Origin of the sequence: Variovorax sp. YR566 (genome assembly GCF_051992195.1) — a bacterium.
In the GTDB taxonomy this organism is placed as follows: domain Bacteria; phylum Pseudomonadota; class Gammaproteobacteria; order Burkholderiales; family Burkholderiaceae_C; genus Variovorax.
In genome coordinates this window covers 4,614,348-4,633,205 of the sequence record NZ_CP197092.1, presented here as the reverse complement: position 1 = coordinate 4,633,205, position 18,858 = coordinate 4,614,348, and the positions used below count along the sequence as shown (strand labels likewise).

Annotated in this window: 16 protein-coding genes and 1 pseudogene; 11 read left to right on the top strand and 6 right to left on the bottom strand. The window is 63.5% G+C overall.

The genetic code is table 11. The features are described 5' to 3' along the window. The first annotated feature begins 63 nt into the window (after window positions 1–63). From ACTG4X_RS21825 to ACTG4X_RS21815, 3 genes are read left to right on the top strand one after another with little or no spacing between them, the layout of a single operon-like run. Window positions 64–534 carry a hypothetical protein gene (locus ACTG4X_RS21825; protein WP_097198862.1) on the top strand — a complete coding sequence of 157 codons (471 nt, stop codon included), beginning with the start codon at window positions 64–66 and terminating at the stop codon, window positions 532–534. After that, on the top strand, window positions 534–2,132 hold the full coding sequence (locus tag ACTG4X_RS21820) for a DUF1800 domain-containing protein (RefSeq protein WP_440531895.1): 1,599 nt from the start codon (window positions 534–536) through the stop codon (window positions 2,130–2,132). The genes ACTG4X_RS21825 and ACTG4X_RS21820 overlap by 1 nt, the downstream gene beginning before the upstream one ends. Before the next feature lie 22 nt (window positions 2,133–2,154). Then, window positions 2,155–3,366, top strand: coding sequence for a DUF1501 domain-containing protein (locus tag ACTG4X_RS21815; RefSeq protein WP_093179482.1), 1,212 nt, complete (start codon window positions 2,155–2,157; stop codon window positions 3,364–3,366). Window positions 3,367–3,396: 30 nt separating this feature from the next. Here the strand turns inward: ACTG4X_RS21815 and ACTG4X_RS21810 are convergent, their stop codons facing one another. Continuing rightward, the gene (locus tag ACTG4X_RS21810; RefSeq protein ID WP_093179481.1) at window positions 3,397–4,224 is read right to left on the bottom strand and encodes an HDOD domain-containing protein; all 828 of its coding nucleotides are present in this window, start codon (window positions 4,222–4,224) and stop codon (window positions 3,397–3,399) included. A 121-nt stretch (window positions 4,225–4,345) separates the two neighbouring features. Between ACTG4X_RS21810 and ACTG4X_RS21805 the strand changes: the two genes are divergently transcribed. From ACTG4X_RS21805 to ACTG4X_RS21795, 3 genes are all read left to right on the top strand, one after another. Further along, a complete protein-coding gene (locus tag ACTG4X_RS21805; protein ID WP_440531894.1) occupies window positions 4,346–5,089 on the top strand; it encodes a tRNA-uridine aminocarboxypropyltransferase in 744 nt (247 codons plus the stop codon). A 185-nt stretch (window positions 5,090–5,274) separates the two neighbouring features. Then, entirely contained in the window at window positions 5,275–6,660 is a 1,386-nt protein-coding gene (locus tag ACTG4X_RS21800) for an NHL repeat-containing protein (protein WP_440531893.1), read from the top strand. A gap of 51 nt (window positions 6,661–6,711) precedes the next feature. After that, entirely contained in the window at window positions 6,712–7,923 is a 1,212-nt protein-coding gene (locus ACTG4X_RS21795) for a hypothetical protein (protein WP_435458627.1), read from the top strand. 41 nt (window positions 7,924–7,964) lie between these two features. Here ACTG4X_RS21795 and ACTG4X_RS21790 read toward each other — a convergent pair whose 3' ends face one another. Next, window positions 7,965–8,897 carry a LysR substrate-binding domain-containing protein gene (locus ACTG4X_RS21790; RefSeq protein ID WP_440531892.1) on the bottom strand — a complete coding sequence of 311 codons (933 nt, stop codon included), beginning with the start codon at window positions 8,895–8,897 and terminating at the stop codon, window positions 7,965–7,967. Between the two features lie 133 nt (window positions 8,898–9,030). Here ACTG4X_RS21790 and ACTG4X_RS21785 point away from each other — a divergent pair, with 133 nt between their 5' ends. The 4 genes and pseudogenes from ACTG4X_RS21785 to ACTG4X_RS21770 form a co-directional block, all read left to right on the top strand. Next, window positions 9,031–9,435 carry a RidA family protein gene (locus ACTG4X_RS21785; protein ID WP_440531891.1) on the top strand — a complete coding sequence of 135 codons (405 nt, stop codon included), beginning with the start codon at window positions 9,031–9,033 and terminating at the stop codon, window positions 9,433–9,435. Window positions 9,436–9,500: 65 nt separating this feature from the next. Then, window positions 9,501–9,803 (top strand): hypothetical protein, encoded by a 303-nt coding sequence (locus tag ACTG4X_RS21780; RefSeq protein WP_440531890.1) that lies wholly within the window; start codon window positions 9,501–9,503, stop codon window positions 9,801–9,803. Window positions 9,804–9,829: 26 nt separating this feature from the next. Further along, window positions 9,830–11,944, top strand: a complete 2,115-nt coding sequence (locus ACTG4X_RS21775) for a hypothetical protein (protein WP_440531889.1) — start codon at window positions 9,830–9,832, stop codon at window positions 11,942–11,944. Window positions 11,945–12,066: 122 nt separating this feature from the next. After that, a pseudogene (locus ACTG4X_RS21770) lies at window positions 12,067–12,162 on the top strand (RidA family protein); the annotation flags it as partial. Window positions 12,163–12,175: 13 nt separating this feature from the next. Here ACTG4X_RS21770 and ACTG4X_RS21765 read toward each other — a convergent pair. The 3 genes from ACTG4X_RS21765 to ACTG4X_RS21755 are packed head-to-tail and all read right to left on the bottom strand — an operon-like array spanning window position 12,176 to window position 16,061. Next, window positions 12,176–13,630, bottom strand: coding sequence for an MFS transporter (locus tag ACTG4X_RS21765; protein WP_440531888.1), 1,455 nt, complete (start codon window positions 13,628–13,630; stop codon window positions 12,176–12,178). Continuing rightward, window positions 13,623–14,591: a tripartite tricarboxylate transporter substrate-binding protein gene (locus tag ACTG4X_RS21760; protein ID WP_093050489.1), complete on the bottom strand. Its 969-nt coding sequence runs from the start codon at window positions 14,589–14,591 to the stop codon at window positions 13,623–13,625. The genes ACTG4X_RS21765 and ACTG4X_RS21760 overlap by 8 nt, the downstream gene beginning before the upstream one ends. A gap of 60 nt (window positions 14,592–14,651) precedes the next feature. After that, complete coding sequence (locus tag ACTG4X_RS21755) at window positions 14,652–16,061, bottom strand: amidase (RefSeq protein ID WP_440531887.1); 1,410 nt, start codon at window positions 16,059–16,061, stop codon at window positions 14,652–14,654. 43 nt (window positions 16,062–16,104) lie between these two features. Here ACTG4X_RS21755 and ACTG4X_RS21750 point away from each other — a divergent pair, with 43 nt between their 5' ends. Further along, the gene (locus ACTG4X_RS21750; RefSeq protein ID WP_440531886.1) at window positions 16,105–17,076 is read left to right on the top strand and encodes a LysR family transcriptional regulator; all 972 of its coding nucleotides are present in this window, start codon (window positions 16,105–16,107) and stop codon (window positions 17,074–17,076) included. Between the two features lie 161 nt (window positions 17,077–17,237). Here the strand turns inward: ACTG4X_RS21750 and ACTG4X_RS21745 are convergent, their stop codons facing one another. Next, the gene (locus ACTG4X_RS21745) at window positions 17,238–18,803 is read right to left on the bottom strand and encodes a hypothetical protein (protein ID WP_440531885.1); all 1,566 of its coding nucleotides are present in this window, start codon (window positions 18,801–18,803) and stop codon (window positions 17,238–17,240) included. Window positions 18,804–18,858: the final 55 nt, after the last annotated feature.

The window sequence follows — 18,858 nt, the reverse complement described above, 5'->3', positions numbered from 1 at the left end:
GGAGCGGGTCCGGATGGTTGAGGAGGCGTCCTTGACTCACCATCACTCCCAGGAGCTCCGAAGATGAAGAAGAAAAGCCTAATCGCCGCACTCGCCCTCATGGCTGCGGCCTCGTTGCCCGCATTGGCCGACGAATACGGCAGGCACCCGTTCTACCTCCACGCCTTGTCCGACCTGCAAACGGCCGCCTGGAAGGTGGAGCACCGCCGCCCCGAAGACGGGCAGATCTCGCGCGACGAGCAGGTGGTGGTCGACGAGATCCATGCTGCCATCGGCGATCTGCAACGCGCGGCATGGCTCGACGGCAAGCCCCTCGAATGGCGCGAGCCCACCGATGCGTGGCTGCCGCGCGAAGGCCGCCTGCATGCCGCGGTCGACCTGCTGCGCAAGGTGCGCTCCGATGTGGCGCGCGAAGAAGACGACCCGCGCTCGCGGCCGTTCCAGCAGCGCGGCCTGGCGCACGTCGACGTCGCGCTCAACACCGCGCAGCACGCCATCGGCGACGTGCGCCATCACGACATGCGCAGGGAGTGATGGCGGTGCCGGCCGCCGCCTCGTTGTTCTCCATGCGTCGCGCCTCGATGGCGCTCGGTGCATGTGCGCTGGCCTTGCTCGCGGCCTGCGCAAGTGCACCGGGCGACCAGCGGCCGGTGGTGTCGGTGTCGTTGCCTTCCGCACCGCTCAATGACGCCGCCCGCCTGCGCTGGCTCGACCGCGTGAGCTGGGGTGCCAACGCGAGCAGCGACGCGCAGCTCGCAAAGCGCGGCCTGTCGCTGTGGATGCGCGACCAGCTCAATCCACGGCCCGTGCCGCTGCCGCCTGCGGCGCAGGCGCAGATCGATGCGATGAGCATTTCGCGCACGCCGCTCGACCAGCTCGTCACCGAACTCGACGCACAGCGCAAGGCGGCCGATGCGCTACCCGACGAAGACCAGAAGAAAGCCGCGCGACAGGCCTACCAGCAGCGGCTCAACGACCTGGCACGCGAAGCGCAACAACGCTTCGTGCTGCGCGCCCTGTATTCGCCCAACCAGCTGCAGGAGCAGATGACGTGGTTCTGGATGAACCACTTCAACGTCAACCTGCGCAAGGACAACATCCGCGCGATGGTGGGCGACTACGAAGAGAACGCGATTCGCCCGCACGCGCTCGGCAAGTTCCGCGACCTGCTCGGCGCAACGCTGCACCACCCGGCGATGCTGCGCTACCTAGACAACGCGCAGAACGCCGCCAACCGCATCAACGAGAACTACGCACGCGAGCTGATGGAGCTGCACACGCTGGGCGTGGGCGGCGGCTATTCGCAGGCCGACGTGCAGGAGCTGGCGCGCGTGCTCACCGGCGTTGGCGTGAGCAACCAGCCGCTCGATGCGCCGCCGCCGAACGTGCGGCCGGCCGTACGCGCCGACTACGTGCGCAAGGGCCTGTTCGAGTTCAACCCCAACCGGCACGACTACGGGCCGAAGACGCTGCTGGGCCAGCCCATCAAGAGCAGCGGTCTGGCCGAGGCCGACGAAGCGCTCGACCGCCTGGCGCGCGCGCCGGCCACCGCGCGCTTCATCTCGCGCAAGCTTGCCGTGTACTTCGTCTCCGACGACCCTCCGCAGGCATTGATCGACCGCATGGCTGCTGCCTTCACCCGCAGCGACGGCGACATCGCCATCACGCTGAAGGCGCTGTTCGAGTCGCCCGAGTTCGCCGCCTCGCTGGGCCGCAAGTTCCGCGACCCGGTGCACTACGTGATGGCCGGCGTGCGGCTCGCCTACGACGACCGCGTGGTGTCGAACGTGAACCCGATGCTCAACTGGATCAACCGCATGGGCGAACAGCTGTACGGCCACGAGACGCCCGACGGCTATCCGCTCAACGAGGCAGCCTGGGCCAGTGCAGGGCAGATGAACACGCGCTTCGAGATCGCGCGTGCCATCGGTGCGAACGGCGCCGTGCTGTTCCGCACGGATGACAAGGCGCCGCTGGAAAAGCCCGCGTTCCCGCAGCTGGCTGATTCGCACGCGGTGCGCGCGATGCAGGTCGGCATGAGTGCGGACACGCGCGAGGCGCTGGCGCAGGCGAAGAACCCGCAGGAGTGGAACACCTTCCTGCTGGCGTCGCCGGAGTTGATGCGTCGTTGATCAAGAAGAAGGACACACCGTCATGCAACGTCGAGAACTCTTGAAGCTCATGGCCGCCGCCCCGTTCGCGGGCGCCGCCGGCCAACTGATGGCCGCGCCCGCGGCCGAAGGCGCCAAGCTGCTGGTCGTGTTCCTGCGCGGCGCGTACGACTGCAGCAACCTGCTCGTGCCCACGAGCAGCGACTTCTACTACGCCGCGCGCCCCAACATCGCCATTGCACGCCCCGGCACACCCAACGGCGCGCTGCCGCTCGACGGCAATTGGGGCTTGCACCCGGCGCTGGCACAGAGCGTGATGCCGATGTTCCAGCAGAAGCAGGCATCGTTCATCGCCTTCGCGGGCACCGACGACCTCACGCGCAGTCACTTCGAAACGCAGGACTCCATCGAGCTCGGCCAGGCGCTCGACAAGCGGCGCGACTACCGCTCGGGCTTTCTCAACCGGCTGGCCGGCGTACTCGGCGCGGGGCCCGTTACCGACGTGTCGCCCATCGCCTTCACCGACCAGTTGCCCATCTCGATGCGCGGCAGCGCCAAGGCCGCCAACATGGCGATCGCGGGCAATGCACGTTCGGGCATCGACGCGCGGCAGAGCCAGATCATCACGAGCATGTACCGCAACACCGCGCTGGCCCAGCCGGTGGCCGAGGGCTTCCAGGTGCGCGACGAGGTAACGCGGGCGGTGCAGGCCGAGATGGACGCTGCCAGCCGCAACGCCATGACCGCCAAGGGCTTCGAGCTGGTGGCACGCCGCATGGCCTTGCTGATGCGCGACCGCTTCGACCTCGGCTTTGTCGACGTCGGCGGCTGGGACACGCACGTGGGGCAGGGCGGCGCCACCGGCTACCTCGCCAACCGTTTCGAAGAACTGGGCCGCGGCGTAGCCGGCTTCGCACAGGAGATGGGCGACGACGCATGGCACCAGACCGTGGTGGTCGTCATCAGCGAGTTCGGCCGCACCTTCCGCGAGAACGGCAACCGCGGCACCGACCACGGGCACGGCACCGTCTACTGGGTGCTCGGCGGCGGCCTCTCGGCGCAGGCCGGCGGGCGCGTCGTGGGCGAGCAGCAGGCGCTGACGCAGGCCACGCTGTTCCAGAACCGCGACTACCCGGTGCTCAATGAATACCGGGCGGTGTTCGGGGGGCTGTTCAAGCGGATGTATGGCCTTTCGCCAGCACAGCTCGCGCGGGTGTTCGACGGGGTGGCGCCGAAAGACCTGCAGTTGGTCTAGCGCGCGAAGAAGGTCGAGACCGGAGTACGGTCAGGCGATCATCGACTCGAGGTCCGCCGCGAGTTCACGCGGCGCCGGCATTTCCTGGACCATGTCCTCGGTGATACCGACGGCCAGCGCCGACTGGCTCGGCCAGAAGCCACCGATATTGCTCAGGTCCACGCCCTGGCGCTCCAGTGCCACGCGCCACACGGCCAGATGAAGAACGCCGCCGAGCGCATCGGCATGTTCCGACTTTGCCGGGCTCACGAAGCTCGAAAGCCCACCGACGAGGTCGGGAGCGAAGCCCCAGCGCTGCGCCAGGGATGCACTCACATCGCCGTAGTGATACCCGAATTCGACAAGCTCGAGTTGCGCGCGCCCCAGTGCGTCCAAGGGGTGGACGGCATTCAGCGCGGCCATGCGATCGGGCATTGCCTGCGCCATGATCAGGTGGCCGATGGCATGCATGCTGCCCGCGGTGAACGCCAGGTTGGGGTCGACGTGCCGGGTCTTCGAAGCCAGATACCTCGAGACCGACGCCACGCGCAGGCTGTGGGCCCAGAAGGCCGGAAGGTTGACTCCGTCCACCTTCCGGAAGGCGCCTGACAAACCCGAACTCACCACGAATGACCGGATGGCGGAGAGCCCGAGCATCAGGATCGCGCCCTGAATCGAGGAAATCTTTCGCCGGAGCCCGAAGAACGGCGAGTTGACCATCTGCAGCACCCTGGCCGCGAGCACCTGGTCAAGCTCGATCCGATGCGCAATGGCCGCGAAAGGCACGTCGTCGTCGCGCAGCATCTCAATCAGGTCGGACACCACCTTAGGCACGGTGGGGAGCGACTCGTCATTGGCAAAGAGTTCGTCGAGTGTCATGGCGTTATGGGCGTATTGCCTTTGTATGCAATGGATTTTCCTCCAGCGCAGGGCCTGCCAGAGCCTCTATCGGCGCGAATGTGTAATTTCTACGGATTCCGGTGGGACCGAGAATCGGCGCATGCCCCACGCCGTCTCCCTCCTTCGCGCCGCCCGCCTGGCGCGAAGCGCCAAGCCCTTTCTCGCCCGTGGTGGCTTCAAGCGCGAGCGCTGCGCGGGCTGCCGCCTGGTGCCCAGCCATTGCATGTGCGCCGTGCGCCCTTCGGTGGCAACGCGCGCGGGGGTGTGCCTGCTCATGGCCGACATCGAGCCGCTCAAGCCCACCAACACCGGTTGGCTGGTCGCCGACGTGGTGGCCGATACCTTCGCCTTCGGCTGGGCTCGTACCGAAACCGATCCCGCGCTGCTGGCACTGCTGAACGACCCGCAATGGCAACCCTACGTGGTGTTCCCGGGGCAGTACGCGGCGCCCGAGCGCGTGGTTCTGACCGTTCCGTCGCCTAAGGCGACCAGCAGCGGCACCGCGAAACGCCCGCTCTTCATCCTGTTCGATGCGACATGGGCCGAGGCACGCAAGATGTTTCGCAGGAGCCCCTACCTCGACCGGCTGCCGGTGTTGAGCCTGCAGCCGGAGCAGATCACGCAGTACAAGCTGCGCAACTCCGGCCGCGACGACCATTTCTGCACCAGCGAGGTGGCCGCGATGTGCATGAACCTGGCAGGCGAGCATGCCGCCGAACAGACGCTGGATGCCTACCTGGTGGTGTTCACGCACCACTATCTGAGCGCGAAGAACCAGCAGCCCGTGGCGTGGGATGGTGCAGCGCATCAGCGCCTGCGCGAAGTGTCCGCCTCGCGGCCCTGAAGACTCTGCCCGCCGCGGCGCCGCGCGGGCGGGCGCAGCCGTGCCTCGCTCCGCCATCTACCTAGTTCCGGTGATGGCGAAGAAACAAATAGTTAACAAAAATCAACGATCTGAAACCGCCGGTAGCACTTCGACCGGAGCGCGGGTTTCTCTTCGTGAATCGACAAAACCAAAGAGGGCAGTGGATGTTTTCCAATCGAGTGAGTTTTTACGGGCGCTGCGGTGCCGTGGCCAGTGCGATCGTGTTGCTGGCTTCCTGCGGCGGTGGGGGTGGCGGCGGCTCGGGCTTCGTGCCGATCGTCGCGCCGGCGCAACCCCAGACCCCCGTCGTCGTGACGCATACGGTCGGCGGCACCGTCACCGGCCTCACCGGCAGCCTGGTGCTCCAGAACAATGCGGGCGACGACCTGAAACTCACGGCCGACGGCAAGTTCACCTTTGCCGCCGCGCTCACCGAAGGTTCGGCCTACGAGGTCAGCGTGCGCACCCAGCCCCTGTGGCAGTTCTGCACCGTGACCAAGGGCAGCGGCAAAGCCTCGGCCGACATCGGCGACGTGGCGGTCGCCTGCTCGGCGGCGGTGGCGCAGGTGTCCACGCTCGCTGGGTCCGGCACTCCCGGCTCGGTCAATGGCAACGGTACCGCCGCATCGTTCTATCTCCCGTACAGCGTGGTCGTCGACAAGAGCGGCAACCTGCTCGTGTCGGATACGGCAACGAACCTTGTGCGAAAGATCTCGCCCGCTGGCGATGTCACGACATTTGCGGGCGGTGGCGGCAGCGGTACTTCGCAAAACGGCAACGGCACTGCAGCCTCGTTCTCGGGCCTGTCCGGTCTTGCGCTGGACTCCACGGGCAATGCCTATGCTGCGGAATTCGGCGGCAACCGCATCCGCAAGATCACGCCCGCGGCCGACGTGATCACGATCGCGGGCAGTGGGGCCATCGGGTCGCTCGATGGCCACGGCACCTCTGCCACGTTCAATACCCCTTCGTCGGTGGCCACGGACGCCGACGGCAACATCTATGTGCTCGAATTCATCGGCGCCGTTGTCCGCAAGATCACGCCTGCCGAGGACGTCACCACGCTGGCCGGCTCGGGCACTGCAGGCTTCGCCGACGGCACGGGGACTGCGGCATCTTTCGGGCAGGCCTACGGCATAGCGACTGACGCGGCCGGCAACATTTACGTTGCCGACAGCGGCAACAACCGGATCCGCAAGATCACGCCCGGCGGCGTGGTCATGCCGCTGGCCGGTTCGGGCCAGATCGGCGCGACCGACGGGGCCGGCAGCTCGGCATCTTTCAGCAGGCCCGGCGGCCTGACGGTGGACAGCGACGGCAATGTCTACGTGGCCGACACAGGCAACAGCCTGCTGCGCAAGATCACGCCGGCAGGCGTGGTCTCCACGCTCGCCGGCCAGCCCGGTGTGCTGGGCGCGCAGAACGGCATCGGCGCGGCTGCCACGTTCAAGCAGCCTTACGGGGTGACGGTGGATGCTGCCGGCAATCTGTACGTGGCCGACACCTTCGGCAACCTGATCCGCAAGGTCACGCCGGTTCGCGCACCCTGAAGGCCCGGCTTCCCGCTAACCGCACGCGCTTCGCCAAAGGGAATTCTTCGCATGCCAATTTCAGTGGTCAGCGCACACCTGCTTCTTCGATCGCTCGGCGTCCATGTGCTGATGACCGATGCGCGCCTGGGCAACCTCTGTGCCAACTACCGCGCCACCACAGTCACTGCCGTGAATGGGGACGTGGCCCGGGTGAACGCGGTCGTTTCCATCCTCTGTCCTGGGGCTGTGGCGCCGGGTGTTTTCTCGCAGCCGCGGTTCAATGCGGCCAAGAGGTTTCTTGACCATATCAATGCGGGAGCCTCGGTGCCTGCGGTGAGAGCGCTCATCGACGAGGCCGAGGTCGTCCTGGATTGGCTGGGCCTGTCCTTTGCCGCCTTGACGGCGAACAACGTGCCGTCGACCGCCTTGCTGCGCCAGCACTGGGGGAACGTGCTACCGGCGCAGCAGGAGGGCATTTGGCTGTTCGCGCAATTGCGAACCCCCCTCACCGTGGTGCAGACCTTGATCAACCTTGCGAACGTGCCCGGCGCACCTGCTTTGACCAACCTGTCCACGCTAGGGCAGCTTGCACAGGCCGTGAATGCTTGCCGCGGCCTTGCAGACAGGAACCGCTTCTCGGGCATCACAGACGTGGCCTTCCCGAACCTTCGCACGCTCTACGGCCTGCACGGGCCCAACTCCGCTTTCGCGGGATTCGTGCGCTGGGGACCGGGTGACCACGGCTCACCCGAACTGAATCTGAAGTACCACTTCCTCAAGCATGTCTGCTATGCCGGGGTGGAGTCGGAGTTTCCCAGGGAGTCCGCTTGGTGGTGGGGTGTTTTGGACATCAGGCTGACCTTGGATCAGATGAACGGTTTTTTCGCCGGCAGCGTTGCGGAGCACGAAAGAAATGTGGTGCGGGCGATGTTCAATGATGACGAGGACCTGATCCCGGCAAAGAGGTTGCAATTTCTGCTTCTGGGCGTCGTTTCGCAGAACCCGAAATTGCTGAGCTATCTCGTAGACAACTATCAGAACGCCTATCGAGACCAAGCGCTGCACCCGCACGTGGCCATGACGGACAAGATCGTGCAGAGCAATGGCGAGAAGGTGTTCATCAGCGGTGCTGTGCGTATTGCGGGGGGCACGAGGGGTGTCTTCATCATCGGGCGCCTTGACGACGCCGGTCTATTGGGTGTCTCGGCCTGTTACATGTGCGAAAAAATCCAGGACAAATTGACGCCCGCAGCCAAAAACAAGGTCTGGGATCTGGCTTGAAGGCAGTGGCACGACGTCCGGGCGGCTGACCTGCGAGTGCGTCAGCCCGAGGAATCGCGCCGGCCGGCAACAGGCGCATGCCGCGCCATCAGCTCGACCACCCAATCGATGAACACGCGCAGCTTGGCGCTGACATGCCGGTTCGGCGGAAACGCCACGTACAAAGGCATCGGATCGAGTTGCCAGCCCTCGAACAGGGGCACCAGCTCGCCGCTCGGCAGATGTGGTTCGGCCATGTAGTCCGGCAGCCAAAGCACTCCCATGCCCGCCAGACCAGCCGCGAGATAGGCGTTGCCATCATCGACCGACAGCACGTAGCGGCCCTGCACCTCAATGCTCTCGTCGCCGAGGTGCATGGCGTACGGAAAGGTCTTGCCGCTGCGCGACCACAGGAAGCCCACGATGCGATGGTACGTGTCTTCCAGCTCCCGCGGGTGTGAAGGCATGCCCGCGCGTTCCAGATAACTCGGCGCCGCGTAAACCCCCAATTGCAGATCGCCCACGCGACGCGCCATCAGCGACTGGTCGGTGAGCTCGCCGCCGCGCACCACGCAATCGACGTTCCCGCCGATCACGTCCACCATGCGATCGCTCACGCCCATGTCGAGCTGGATGTCGGGGTAGCGGGCGTGGAACGCCGGCATTGCCGGCACCAGGATCATGCGGGCCAGCGGGCTGGGCACATCCACCCGCAGGCGGCCCCGGGGCAACGCCGAGGCGCTCGACAGGCTGGTTTCCGCATCGTCCATGTCGGCCAGCAGGCGCACCACGCGCTCGTAGTAGGCCGCTCCGTCGGCCGTGACGTTCACCTTGCGCGTCGTGCGGTTGAGCAGCTTCACCCGCAGCCTTGCCTCCAGCTGCTGCACCAGCTGCGTCACGCTGGTCTTGCTCATATGCAGCGTTTCGGCCGCCTTGGTGAAGCTGCCGGCTTCCACCACGCGGGCGAATGCCTGCATCGCATCGAAACGGTCCATGTCTGCTGTTCCTGCTGCTGATTCGAAGATTGTTTGGGTTCTGCAAACAGTGATTGTTGGCTTTGCCCGTTTATCGGGGAAGCACGGCTGCCTAAAGTCCCTTCATCGTCATCAAAGAAGGAAGAAGCAACTCATGGCCAAACGCGACGTCGTTTTCCCGCCCGGGCGCCAGGCGCTCTATGAAAAGAACCGCTACTCGCCGGCAGTCCGCTCCAACGGCTTCCTGTTCGTTTCGGGGCAGGTCGGTAGCCGCGAAGACGGCTCGCCCGAGCCCGACCTCGAGGCGCAGGTACGGCTCGCATTCGAAAACCTAAACGGAATCCTGGGGGCTGCAGGCTGCACCTTCGACGATGTGGTCGACGTCACCGTCTTCATCGTCGACCCGGAGTCGAACTTCGACACGGTCTGGAAGGTGCTGCCGGACTATTGGGGCGGCGCACCGCACCCAACGCTAACCGGCATCGGCGTGACGTGGCTCTATGGCTTCAAGTTCGAGATCAAGGTGATTGCGAAGCTGCCGGAGAACGGCGAAGACTGAGTCGATCGGCGATGCCGAAGGCTTGGGCTACAGTCGGCCATTGCAGTCATCACTTCATCAAGGCCGTGAACGAAGAGATCGAAATCGACTGTCCGCAACATGGGCGAGTGGCACTGGCTACAGTTTGCGGGCATCTAGTTAGAAACCACGGTGTTCCGCTGGGCTTCATCGAGAACAGTGACGAACCTGACGATAAGCAGGGCTGGTGCTATGCCTGTGAGTTCGTGTATTTGCAGGAGGAGGACAAGACTGACCGCTTCATCGCGTTCACCGACTACGCCGTGGTATGCGTGCATTGCTATGACCAGATCAAAGCACATCACCAATTCGATGGACCTATGACCAGCGCTGGTGAATCGGAGGGGTGAAGACCCGATGACTCGGAGACGTCACGATGAAAGAACACAGCACTTTCGCCGATCTTCCCCGGCAAATTGCGGATTCAGCAGGCTCAGGCTATCTCAACCGTGCCCACCAACGCAGCTTCTCGCTCAATGTGTTCCAAATGAATGCAGTGGAGCTAGTGGAGGCGGCGCAGAGGATCAAGGATCCCGATCAGGGCATGGCCTTGATGATGGAGAAGAATCGCGAAGCTGGACTCCAGGCTCATCGTGAGCTTAATCGTCACGTTCACAACTTCGTTTCATCCGCTTTGACCCTTGTTGAGCACACGCGGGTCTTCATGAGGAGGCATTACGCGGATACCGATCTCATGACGATCTACGAAAAGCAAGTGACGGCGACTTTTGCGCAATCGCCGGTAGCGCAGTTCGTCCAAGGTCTTCGAAATTACATGTTGCACAAAGGTCTGCCCAACTCCAGCATGTTCATGAATTTCACGGCCAATCCAGGTGCAAAAGATGGTTCCGGCACGATGAAAACCGGCGTGAGCTATAGCACCGTGTCGCTTCTGGAGTGGAAAGAGTGGAAGCCTCCAGCACGCGCGTACCTAGAACAGGCGGGGGAGCACCTAGACCTTCATGAGTTTGCTCAAGAATACCTGACGTTCGTCAATCAATTCCATGGATGGCTGGATGCTGCTCTCGCGACGCATCATCAATTGGACCTCCAAGAACTCGACCATCTTCAGGCAAAGTTCCAAGCGATTGACTCGGCCGAACGGCCAGCCTTCGCTGCATCTGTCGAAACGCCCGATTCCGCCACTATCGAGACCTTTCAATTCACTTTGATACAGCTCGCTGAGCTCGATCAAATCTCCTCTGACCTTCTGGGCAAAATTCGTGAGCTTCATTTTCAGCAGGCCACCAAAGGATTTCCGACCGAAAGACCATTCACTACGATCACGAATGAGGAACTGACGGGGCCAGTCACTTTCTGGGGAAAAGAGACGAGCGGAGAGGCCGCCTTCATGTTTATCGTCCAGGAAGGTAAATCGTATGGCCTGCTTGAGAGTGACTATGAAGCCCTCGACGATCTGATTGATGCCGTCATGAAATCCGCGTGGGCTCGCGGCAACCTAAGCCGTGGGTTCGTCAAAGACGTCTTCTGCAATTGGGCTAGGCAACGATTTGGTACGGATGCTCAATCCTTCCCCCAAACCCTGTGTACAGCGGCTCAAGAGCACGTAACGGCAATTGAAGTCTGGGCTCCGATCGCCCACATGGAGGTCGAGGAGGGGTTTGATTTTGGCCCCGTCCGCATCGAATCAATTACCGCTGTCGCGATGGAGAACCTGCGTAGCAAGATACCCTCAGCTCGACCAGAGCAGGAGCAGCAAGTTGGCCAATTGCTTGCGAAATTAAAAACCGAGATTCAGGGCTATGCTGCCGTGGTGGTCACCATGGACGCCGAGCCCGCAATGGCGCAGGAGCGCGCGCTACTGATTGCTCAAGATGCTGTGGACTTGCTGCGTTTTTTCTCGCCGGCAGCGTGTAGGTCATTCCTGTTCAGTCCTATCGCACTCGTAGGTGCGGAGTACATTCCAACTTCAAAGTTGATCGTACTGCGCGAAGGCGGCTTCATCTTGAATCAAGATACCCTGCCGAAACATGTGGGGTACTGGCGTCTATCTAGCCAGAAGATTTCGGAGCTCAAGTCCGGCTTCTTGGACGCCGCGGCTTTGCTTGTGGTGTCCGAAGGTCTGAGCGAGTTCGCATTGGCCGTGCGAGCAAGTCTCCTGACCTACAGCAAAGGCACCACCTTGGCGGCCCCATTGGATCGGCTGCGAAACTGTCTAGCTGCGCTCGAGGGTGTTCTTCTGAGACACGAGATGGAGCCGCGGGCGCACAGCATCGCGAACCGGATGAGCTTCCTTCTCGCTCATGATGTGGCTGATCGCGAGTTTGTTAAACAGACCGTCCGGCAAATCTACTGGTTGCAGGGGCAGCCACAACTGACGGCGCAAAGTCGCCGAGAGGACGAGTTGATCATGGTCTTCACGTCCTACGCTTACGATGTTCTTCGCATAGCACTTGGCAACGCTTCGACGTTTAGTTCAAAGGCTCAGTTTGTGACCGAAGTCGATAGGAGTGGCCTGTCTCTCCAATAGTTGATCCGTGCTGACGGCGCTGTTTCCTTCACGCTCGGATCGAAGTCCAGTGCGAGGCACTGACGGGGTAGCGCCTCCGTGTCTAGCTCGGGCCATCTCCCTCAAGTTCAGGACGCCTTTATGCGCCGCATCCGACGCGGACCGGCATTTGCGTGACGTGGCTCCATGGCTTTCAATTCGAGATCAAGGTGATCGCGAAGCTGTCGCAGGCCAGTGAAGCTGCCGCTTGTTTCAGGCCGGTTCTCGTGCCCGTGACGTGCGGTGGTTCTTCGCAATCAGCGCCGCACCCGCAAGGCAAAGACAAGCAAGCATCGCGAAAGCATTTCTCGCCCCGTGAGTGAATGCAGCGACATCGACGCCCGAGAGCCCTGAACCGCCATTCCCGAGAATCATGAGCTGCGAGCTGTAGGGCAGACCGGCCATCGCCACGCTCAACGCCAAGGCCGTTCCCATCATGATTCCGGTGTTCTGCAGCGTCGAGCGCACGCCGTTCGCAATGCCCCGGCGCTGCGGCACCACGCTTTGCAGAATCGACGCGTTGTTGGGCGTCACGAAGCTTCCGATGCCCAGGCCCAGCATCCACAGGCATGCGGCCAGTTGCCCGGCGCCGATGGCCGGCTGCAGCATTGCCGCCAACAGCGCCAGCGCGCCTGCGGCAAGCAGCATGCCCGCCACGCAGATGGCTTGGGGCGAGAAGCGCCGCATCAGGCTGCCGGCAGTAGGAGCGGCCATCAGCATCCCCAGCGCGACCGGCGCGATGCGCATGCCCGCCTCCGATGGCGCCAGCCCCGCGCAAGCCTGGAGATACAGGGCCACGAGCAGCAGTGGCGCAGCCTGCGACATCGACAGGAGCAGGATGCCTGCGTACGCCGTGCGACGCCCCGAGTCCCTGAACAGCACTGGGTCGACCAAGGGGCTCGCCGTGCGCTGCTGCACCTTGGCGAACAAGAGGAGGGCGCAGACGCCTGAGAGCATGAAGGCCCACACCGGTGTGCTCGCCCAGCCGCGTGTTCCCACCATCGAGAGCGCATAGATCACGCCTCCGATGCCGACGAACGACAGCAGGGCACCGGCCAGGTCGAAGCGCTCGGCCTTGGCCGCTGCCGCGCTCTTCGGCAGAACCCGCCATGACCAAGCCAGCACGCAAAGCCCGACAGGCACGTTCAGCACAAAGAGAACGCGCCAGCCCCACCACGACACGACAAAGCCGCCAGCCAGCGGCCCCACGACCTGCGCAAGCGCGGCCACCATGGCGAGTACGCCGAGCGCCAGGCCCACCTTCCTGCGGCCGAAGGCATCGCCTACCAATGCGCTGGAGTTGGCCATGACGCCAGCCGCACCCACGGCCTGGCAGATGCGAAAGAACAGCATGGCGCCGAAGCTCGTTGCGGCCGCACAGGCCGCACACGCAATCAGAAAAAGCCCCAGCCCCGCAAGAAAGAGCCGCCGCCGCCCCCACAGATCGGCCAGCCTCCCGAAGCTGAGGATGCACACCGTGCTGACCAGCATGTAAGACAGCAGGATCCAGCTCGCCTGCGACGGCGAAGCGTTCAGGCCGCGCGCCACCGAAGGCAGCGCCACGTTGAGCGCGCTGAGGTTCAGGAAGCAGAGAAACGCACCCAGGCTTGCAACAACGAGCACCGCCCACGCGGCCCTTTCCTCGTCTTCCGCCGCCGCTTCACTCATCGCTCTTGAAGCCCGAAGCCTTGACGATGGGCCGCCAGTACTCGCGGTCTTCGTTCATGAGGCGCGTCACTTCGGCGCCGGGCAGCCCGGTTGCGTCGAGCCCCATGCGGTCGAGCTGGCCGCGCACCTGCTGGCTGCGCATTGCGGCCAGGAAGGCTTTTTCAAGCTTCGCGACAACGTCCTTCGGCGTGCCCGCCGGCACGAAGGCGGCATAGGACGCGTTGGCACGGTCGAAGGCGTCGTAGCCCGCTTCCTTGAGGGTCGGAACATCGGGCAGCCAGCTAAGCCGCTTCGTGCCCGCCACGCCAAGGATGCGCAGCTTGCCTGAGCGGTGCAGCTCCAGCTGCGTGGCCAGCGCGTCGGCGCCCAGCGGCACGTGGTCGCCGATGATGTCCGTCGCCAGCGGAGCGCCGCCCCGGTAAGAGACGGCCGTGAGCGGCACGCCGATGGCCTTCGACAGCTGCCACACGCTGAAGTGCAGGCCGCCGCCGAGGTTTGTTATGCCCACACTGCCCTGAGCGGGGTTCTTCTTGATCCACGCGATGTATTCGGGAATCGTCTTGTACGGCTGGTCTGCGCCGGTGGAAACGACACTGGGCACGTTGGCCAGATGCGCGACGGGAATGAAGTCTTTGTCGACGTCGTAGTTCAGCCGCGCATAGGTCATCGGAAACAGCACGAAGGGCGGTGTTGCACCGATGAGGATCGTGCGGCCATCGGGTCGAGCGGCCTTCACCGCCTCGATGGAAATGCGCGTGGACGCACCGGGGCGGCTCTCCACCAGAACGGGCTCCTTGAGCGAGCCGCGCAATTCTTCGGCGATGGAGCGTGCCAGGTTGTCGAGCGCTCCACCCGGCGGAACGCCGATGATGAGGCGCACGGGCGCGTTGTCGGCGTGCGCGGTGATGCCGGCCAGGGCAATCGACGCGCCGAGCACGAGTGTCTTCAGGAACGAGGTCATGGTGGCTACCTGCTGGTTGAAAAATCGGAAGAGAGAAAAGGGCAAAAAGGGGTGGTGGCTTCAGAAAGCCACGACCGGCAGCGGATTCGCCGGCCAGTGCTCCGCTTCGAACGAGGCAGCGGCCTGCAGCAACTGCGCGTCTTCACGAAAGCGCCCGACCAGCTGCATGCCGATGGGCAGGCCCTCGCGGTCTGCGCCGCAGGGCAGGCTGATCGCGGGGTGACCCGTGAGGTTGAACGGCATCGTCCAGGGGAACCAGTTCGCGCGCACCTCGGCGTATTCCTTGCCGTCGATCTCGATGCTGCCGAACAGGTCCTGGTCGATGGGCAGGGCCGTGCGCGAGAGCGTGGGCGTGAAGATGAAGTCGTGCGTTTCCAGCCGCGCCTGCACCTCGCGGAACAACGCTGTCCGCGCGAACATGGCCTGCTGGAACGCAACGCCATCCACATGCTCCGCCAGTGCAAGCTGCTTCAGCAGCGACGGGCTCATCTGGTCGCCATGCGCCGCGGCCATGGGCGCGAAGCGGCCGCGCCAGCTGGTGTGGTTGATCACGCGCCACACAGGCTCCACGTCGAAGCCTTCGCCCGACATCGGCTCCAGCACGGCACCCATCGACTCCAGCGTTGCAAGAGCGGCCTCGAAGGCAGACGCAACGTCCGCCGCAATCGGCCGCCCCACCGGCGCGGCGCAGAAAAGAATGCGCTTGCCGCGAAGGTCGCCGCCGGCTTGCAGGTCGTCGAAGTAGCGCTGGGCCGGCACGCCCAGCGACCACGGGTCGGACCCGTGCGCGCCGGTCATGGCCTGCAGCATCAGTGCCGTGTCGGCCACGTTGCGCGTGGTGGGCGTCACGTAGGTGTAGTTGCCGAACGCGTCCTGCACCTGGCTGTGGGGCACCACGCCCAGGCTCTGCTTCAGGCCGACCACGCCATTGCACGCGGCGGGAATGCGCGTGGAGCCGCCGCCGTCGGTGGCAATGGCGAGTGGTGCGAGGCCCGCTGCCATCGACGCTGCTGCGCCACCGCTGGAGCCGCCGCTGGTGCGCGACGCATTCCACGCGTTGCGGGTGCTTCCGAACAGCGGCGCATCGGTCAGGCACTTCGCGCCGAATTCCGAAGAGGTGGTCTTGCCGATGAGGATGGCGCCGGCCTCGCGCATCCGCGCCACGGCCACCGCATCTTTCGTGGGCACATGGTCGCGGTGCAGCAAAGAGCCGTAAGTGGTGCGCACGTTCGCCGTGTCGACGATGTCCTTCACCGTGAAGGGCAGGCCATGCAGCAGGCCCGAAGCCTCGCCGCGCATCTGCGCCTGTTCGGCCTCCCTGGCCTGCTGCAGCGCCTGTTCATGGCACAGCGTGATGAAGCAGTTCAGGTGCGGCTGCAGCGCATCGGCCCGGCGCAGCACCTCTTCGACGATCTCCACCGGCGAGAGCTCGCGCTGCGCGACCAGCCTGCGCATGGTTGTTGCTGGCATCTCGCAGATCTCGGACTTTGGAAGAAGGACGGGAAAGTTTTTCATGGCGCAAATGATTGATGCGCCGCAACAAGTCGTCCAATACTGTTTTCCAGAAAAGGCATATGCACAGCGTATGGCTACCCCAGACCTTCGAACCCTCCGCTATTTCGTGGCCGTTGCCGAGGAGCGCAGCGTCGGCAAGGCCGCGCGCCGGCTCAACATGGCGCAGCCGCCGCTGTCCGTTCACATCAAGAACCTCGAGGCGGCGGTGGGCACGCCGCTCTTTCGCAGGGCAGCGCACGGCATGGAAATAACCGATGCAGGAAATGCACTGTTTCGGCGCGCGAAAGAGGCACTGCTGCTGGCCAACGAAGGCTTCGACGCCGCGCGCGCCGTCGGCTCGGGCAGCCGGGGCCGGCTCACCATCGGCACCATGGTCGTGCTGTCTTACCTGGTGCTGCCGCGGCTGGAAAACGAATTGCGGCGCAGGCTGCCCGAGGTGGAGATCCAGTATGCGGAGCTGAACGCCGTCAACAACGTATCGGCCCTCACCAACTCCGACGTGTCGGTGGCCATCTGCATTCCTCCCATTGCGCAGGCGGGCATTGCGGCAGAGCGCATCGGCAGCCAGCCGCTGATGCTAGCGGTGCGCTCCGATTCACCGCTCGCGCGACTGCCCAGCATTCCGCTGACGCGCCTCTCGGGCCTGCCGCTCATCGGGCTGCCCATGCCCGAGGGCGACGTAGACAAATCGGTCGTCGCGTCGCTGCTGCGACGGCACGACGTGAGCATGCCGATTGCGCAGCGGGTCGAGACGATGGTGTCGGCACTGGCGCTGGTGCTGGCGGGGAAGGGCGTGGCGATATTGCCCGCCTGCGCGCAGATCGGGCGGCCGCCCGGGGTGGTGTTCAGGGCTTTGCGCAATGTCGATGCGCGGATGGAGATTGCGGCTTGCTGGCGGAGCGATTGGGATAGTCCGTTGATTGAGCCGTTTTTGGTTTGTGCGCGGGCGGCGGTGCGGGAGTTGGCGTAGATAAATCACGAAGCCCACTAGGCGATTCGGAGCTGAATCCGAAAGGACTTTCTTCGGGGTGCACAGCGGCGCTATTTTGGGTCAAAGCATTCAGCCGCTTCGTTGTCCTGCGGCTAATCCCAAGCAGGCAAGGCAAGCCGGAAAATGTCTGTCTGCCCGACCTAGGAGGGTGAGGGCGCGACCGCCCCCGGTGCCTGCGGCCACATGTTTTCATCGATCCACGCCAGAGCGTCGAACGCCTTTCTCACGGCGGCGACGGACACGCGACCCGTACGTGTGCCGTGGAATAAGTCATTGCGCTCGCCAGAAACGTCGCGGTACTTTCGGAGGAGTTCCTCTAGGGAGGTTCTCATGGCGACTCGGCGATAGAGCACTTTCAGCTTTCCGAAGACGCTGACGTGGATGGGGGCAGAAGGCCATTTCACTTTGTCGGCCATGTCGGGGAACTGCTTGCTCAATATCTGCTCCGCCTGATCCCAGAACTCTTTGGGGCTGCCCAAAGCCTCTGCGAGGCCTGTTTCACCCGTCGCTTGCTCAATCTCCTTGAAGCGACCAGCGACCAGCGACTCCACAGACACGTTGAGCCAGAACAGGGCCTCATTTGTGTCGCCCAATTCCAAGTACATGCTGGCTCTCGTGCGACATTCCTGAGGCCATGGCAGCGAATCGAGTGCTTTGAGTTCAATGGCAAGTACCTCGTCACTGGGTTCGAAAATCTCAATTAAAGCCGCCGGCGAACCCTTTGCAATGAACGCGAGGCTTTCGCGTTCCGATGTCTTGATCGAGTATTCCAAGGCAGACAGATCGCGAGGCGCGGGAATCCAGTCCTGGTGCCCGCCATGGTCGGCCTTCAATCGCCATGTCATGTCACTAAAAATCAGGAAGGCCCAGGTAAACGATTTTGGCCAGCCTTCGATTGTTGGGTCTTGGTCAACGAACGCCTGAAGACTTTCCGTGTAGGCACTGCCATCCAACAGCGCTGCCATCTGGATGGTGACGTGCGATGTCCCCGTTTGCCACCGTGATGCGCCTACCGAGAGCGCCGCGCCCTCCGCCGCGCCAAAGAACGTCTCCTCGAGAGGACGGAAGCGAGGAGTGATGAAGATTTGCATCGGGATCTCGCGCCATACAAAGCTCAGATTGAGCTTCTGCTTGTGGAGCAAATAGGGAATGTCGAACGTGAGGATCGTCTGCAAGCTGCCGTCGCCGATGCCGCGAAGGAGCATCGAAATCTCATCCTTTTGCTGTGAGAACTCCGCCTGTTTGGTAGAGCTCTCGGGCGATGCAACCCGCTCCAGCTTTTCACGGAATTGCCTCAGTACCTGTTCTGGAATGTCGCTGTGAGCGATGCCATCTAGTCGATGGAAGATTTCGTCCTTGATCGCGTGCAGTTGAAACACGGGGCTGTTTAATGGGTGATCGCGTTCCGCGCGCGAGAGTGCCGCAGCAAACTTGGAGAACTTCTCGGCGTTGGATGGGGGAACCACGAAGGGAGTCGGCGGAAACCACCGATCAAAGCGACAGGCTCCGGCATAGAGAAAACGTTCAAGTGCCTCGTGCTGTGCAGGCTTCCGAAGCGGAATCAATTCACGGACCGCGTCGAGCATCGCTTCGAGTTCATCGTCCGAAAGCGGTTTGGCTGCAGTCGCGGGATCGTTTGCGAGCGCAAAGATCCTCAGCATCCGTTCTTTTGCCTTCATGCGATTGAGGGGGCTTGTGATGGTCATGCGTATTTGTTGGGGAGGCCGGTGATAGTGCTGCCCTTTCGAATGCGTTGCAATC

Coding starts and splice junctions, on each gene's coding strand:
- ACTG4X_RS21825 (WP_097198862.1), top strand. CDS start 64: ATGAAGAAGAAAAGCCTAATCGCCGCACTCGCCCTCATGGCTGCGGCC.
- ACTG4X_RS21820 (WP_440531895.1), top strand. CDS start 534: ATGGCGGTGCCGGCCGCCGCCTCGTTGTTCTCCATGCGTCGCGCCTCG.
- ACTG4X_RS21815 (WP_093179482.1), top strand. CDS start 2,155: ATGCAACGTCGAGAACTCTTGAAGCTCATGGCCGCCGCCCCGTTCGCG.
- ACTG4X_RS21810 (WP_093179481.1), bottom strand. CDS start 4,224: ATGACACTCGACGAACTCTTTGCCAATGACGAGTCGCTCCCCACCGTG.
- ACTG4X_RS21805 (WP_440531894.1), top strand. CDS start 4,346: ATGCCCCACGCCGTCTCCCTCCTTCGCGCCGCCCGCCTGGCGCGAAGC.
- ACTG4X_RS21800 (WP_440531893.1), top strand. CDS start 5,275: ATGTTTTCCAATCGAGTGAGTTTTTACGGGCGCTGCGGTGCCGTGGCC.
- ACTG4X_RS21795 (WP_435458627.1), top strand. CDS start 6,712: ATGCCAATTTCAGTGGTCAGCGCACACCTGCTTCTTCGATCGCTCGGC.
- ACTG4X_RS21790 (WP_440531892.1), bottom strand. CDS start 8,897: ATGGACCGTTTCGATGCGATGCAGGCATTCGCCCGCGTGGTGGAAGCC.
- ACTG4X_RS21785 (WP_440531891.1), top strand. CDS start 9,031: ATGGCCAAACGCGACGTCGTTTTCCCGCCCGGGCGCCAGGCGCTCTAT.
- ACTG4X_RS21775 (WP_440531889.1), top strand. CDS start 9,830: ATGAAAGAACACAGCACTTTCGCCGATCTTCCCCGGCAAATTGCGGAT.
- ACTG4X_RS21765 (WP_440531888.1), bottom strand. CDS start 13,630: ATGAGTGAAGCGGCGGCGGAAGACGAGGAAAGGGCCGCGTGGGCGGTG.
- ACTG4X_RS21760 (WP_093050489.1), bottom strand. CDS start 14,591: ATGACCTCGTTCCTGAAGACACTCGTGCTCGGCGCGTCGATTGCCCTG.
- ACTG4X_RS21755 (WP_440531887.1), bottom strand. CDS start 16,061: ATGCCAGCAACAACCATGCGCAGGCTGGTCGCGCAGCGCGAGCTCTCG.
- ACTG4X_RS21750 (WP_440531886.1), top strand. CDS start 16,105: ATGGCGCAAATGATTGATGCGCCGCAACAAGTCGTCCAATACTGTTTT.
- ACTG4X_RS21745 (WP_440531885.1), bottom strand. CDS start 18,803: ATGACCATCACAAGCCCCCTCAATCGCATGAAGGCAAAAGAACGGATG.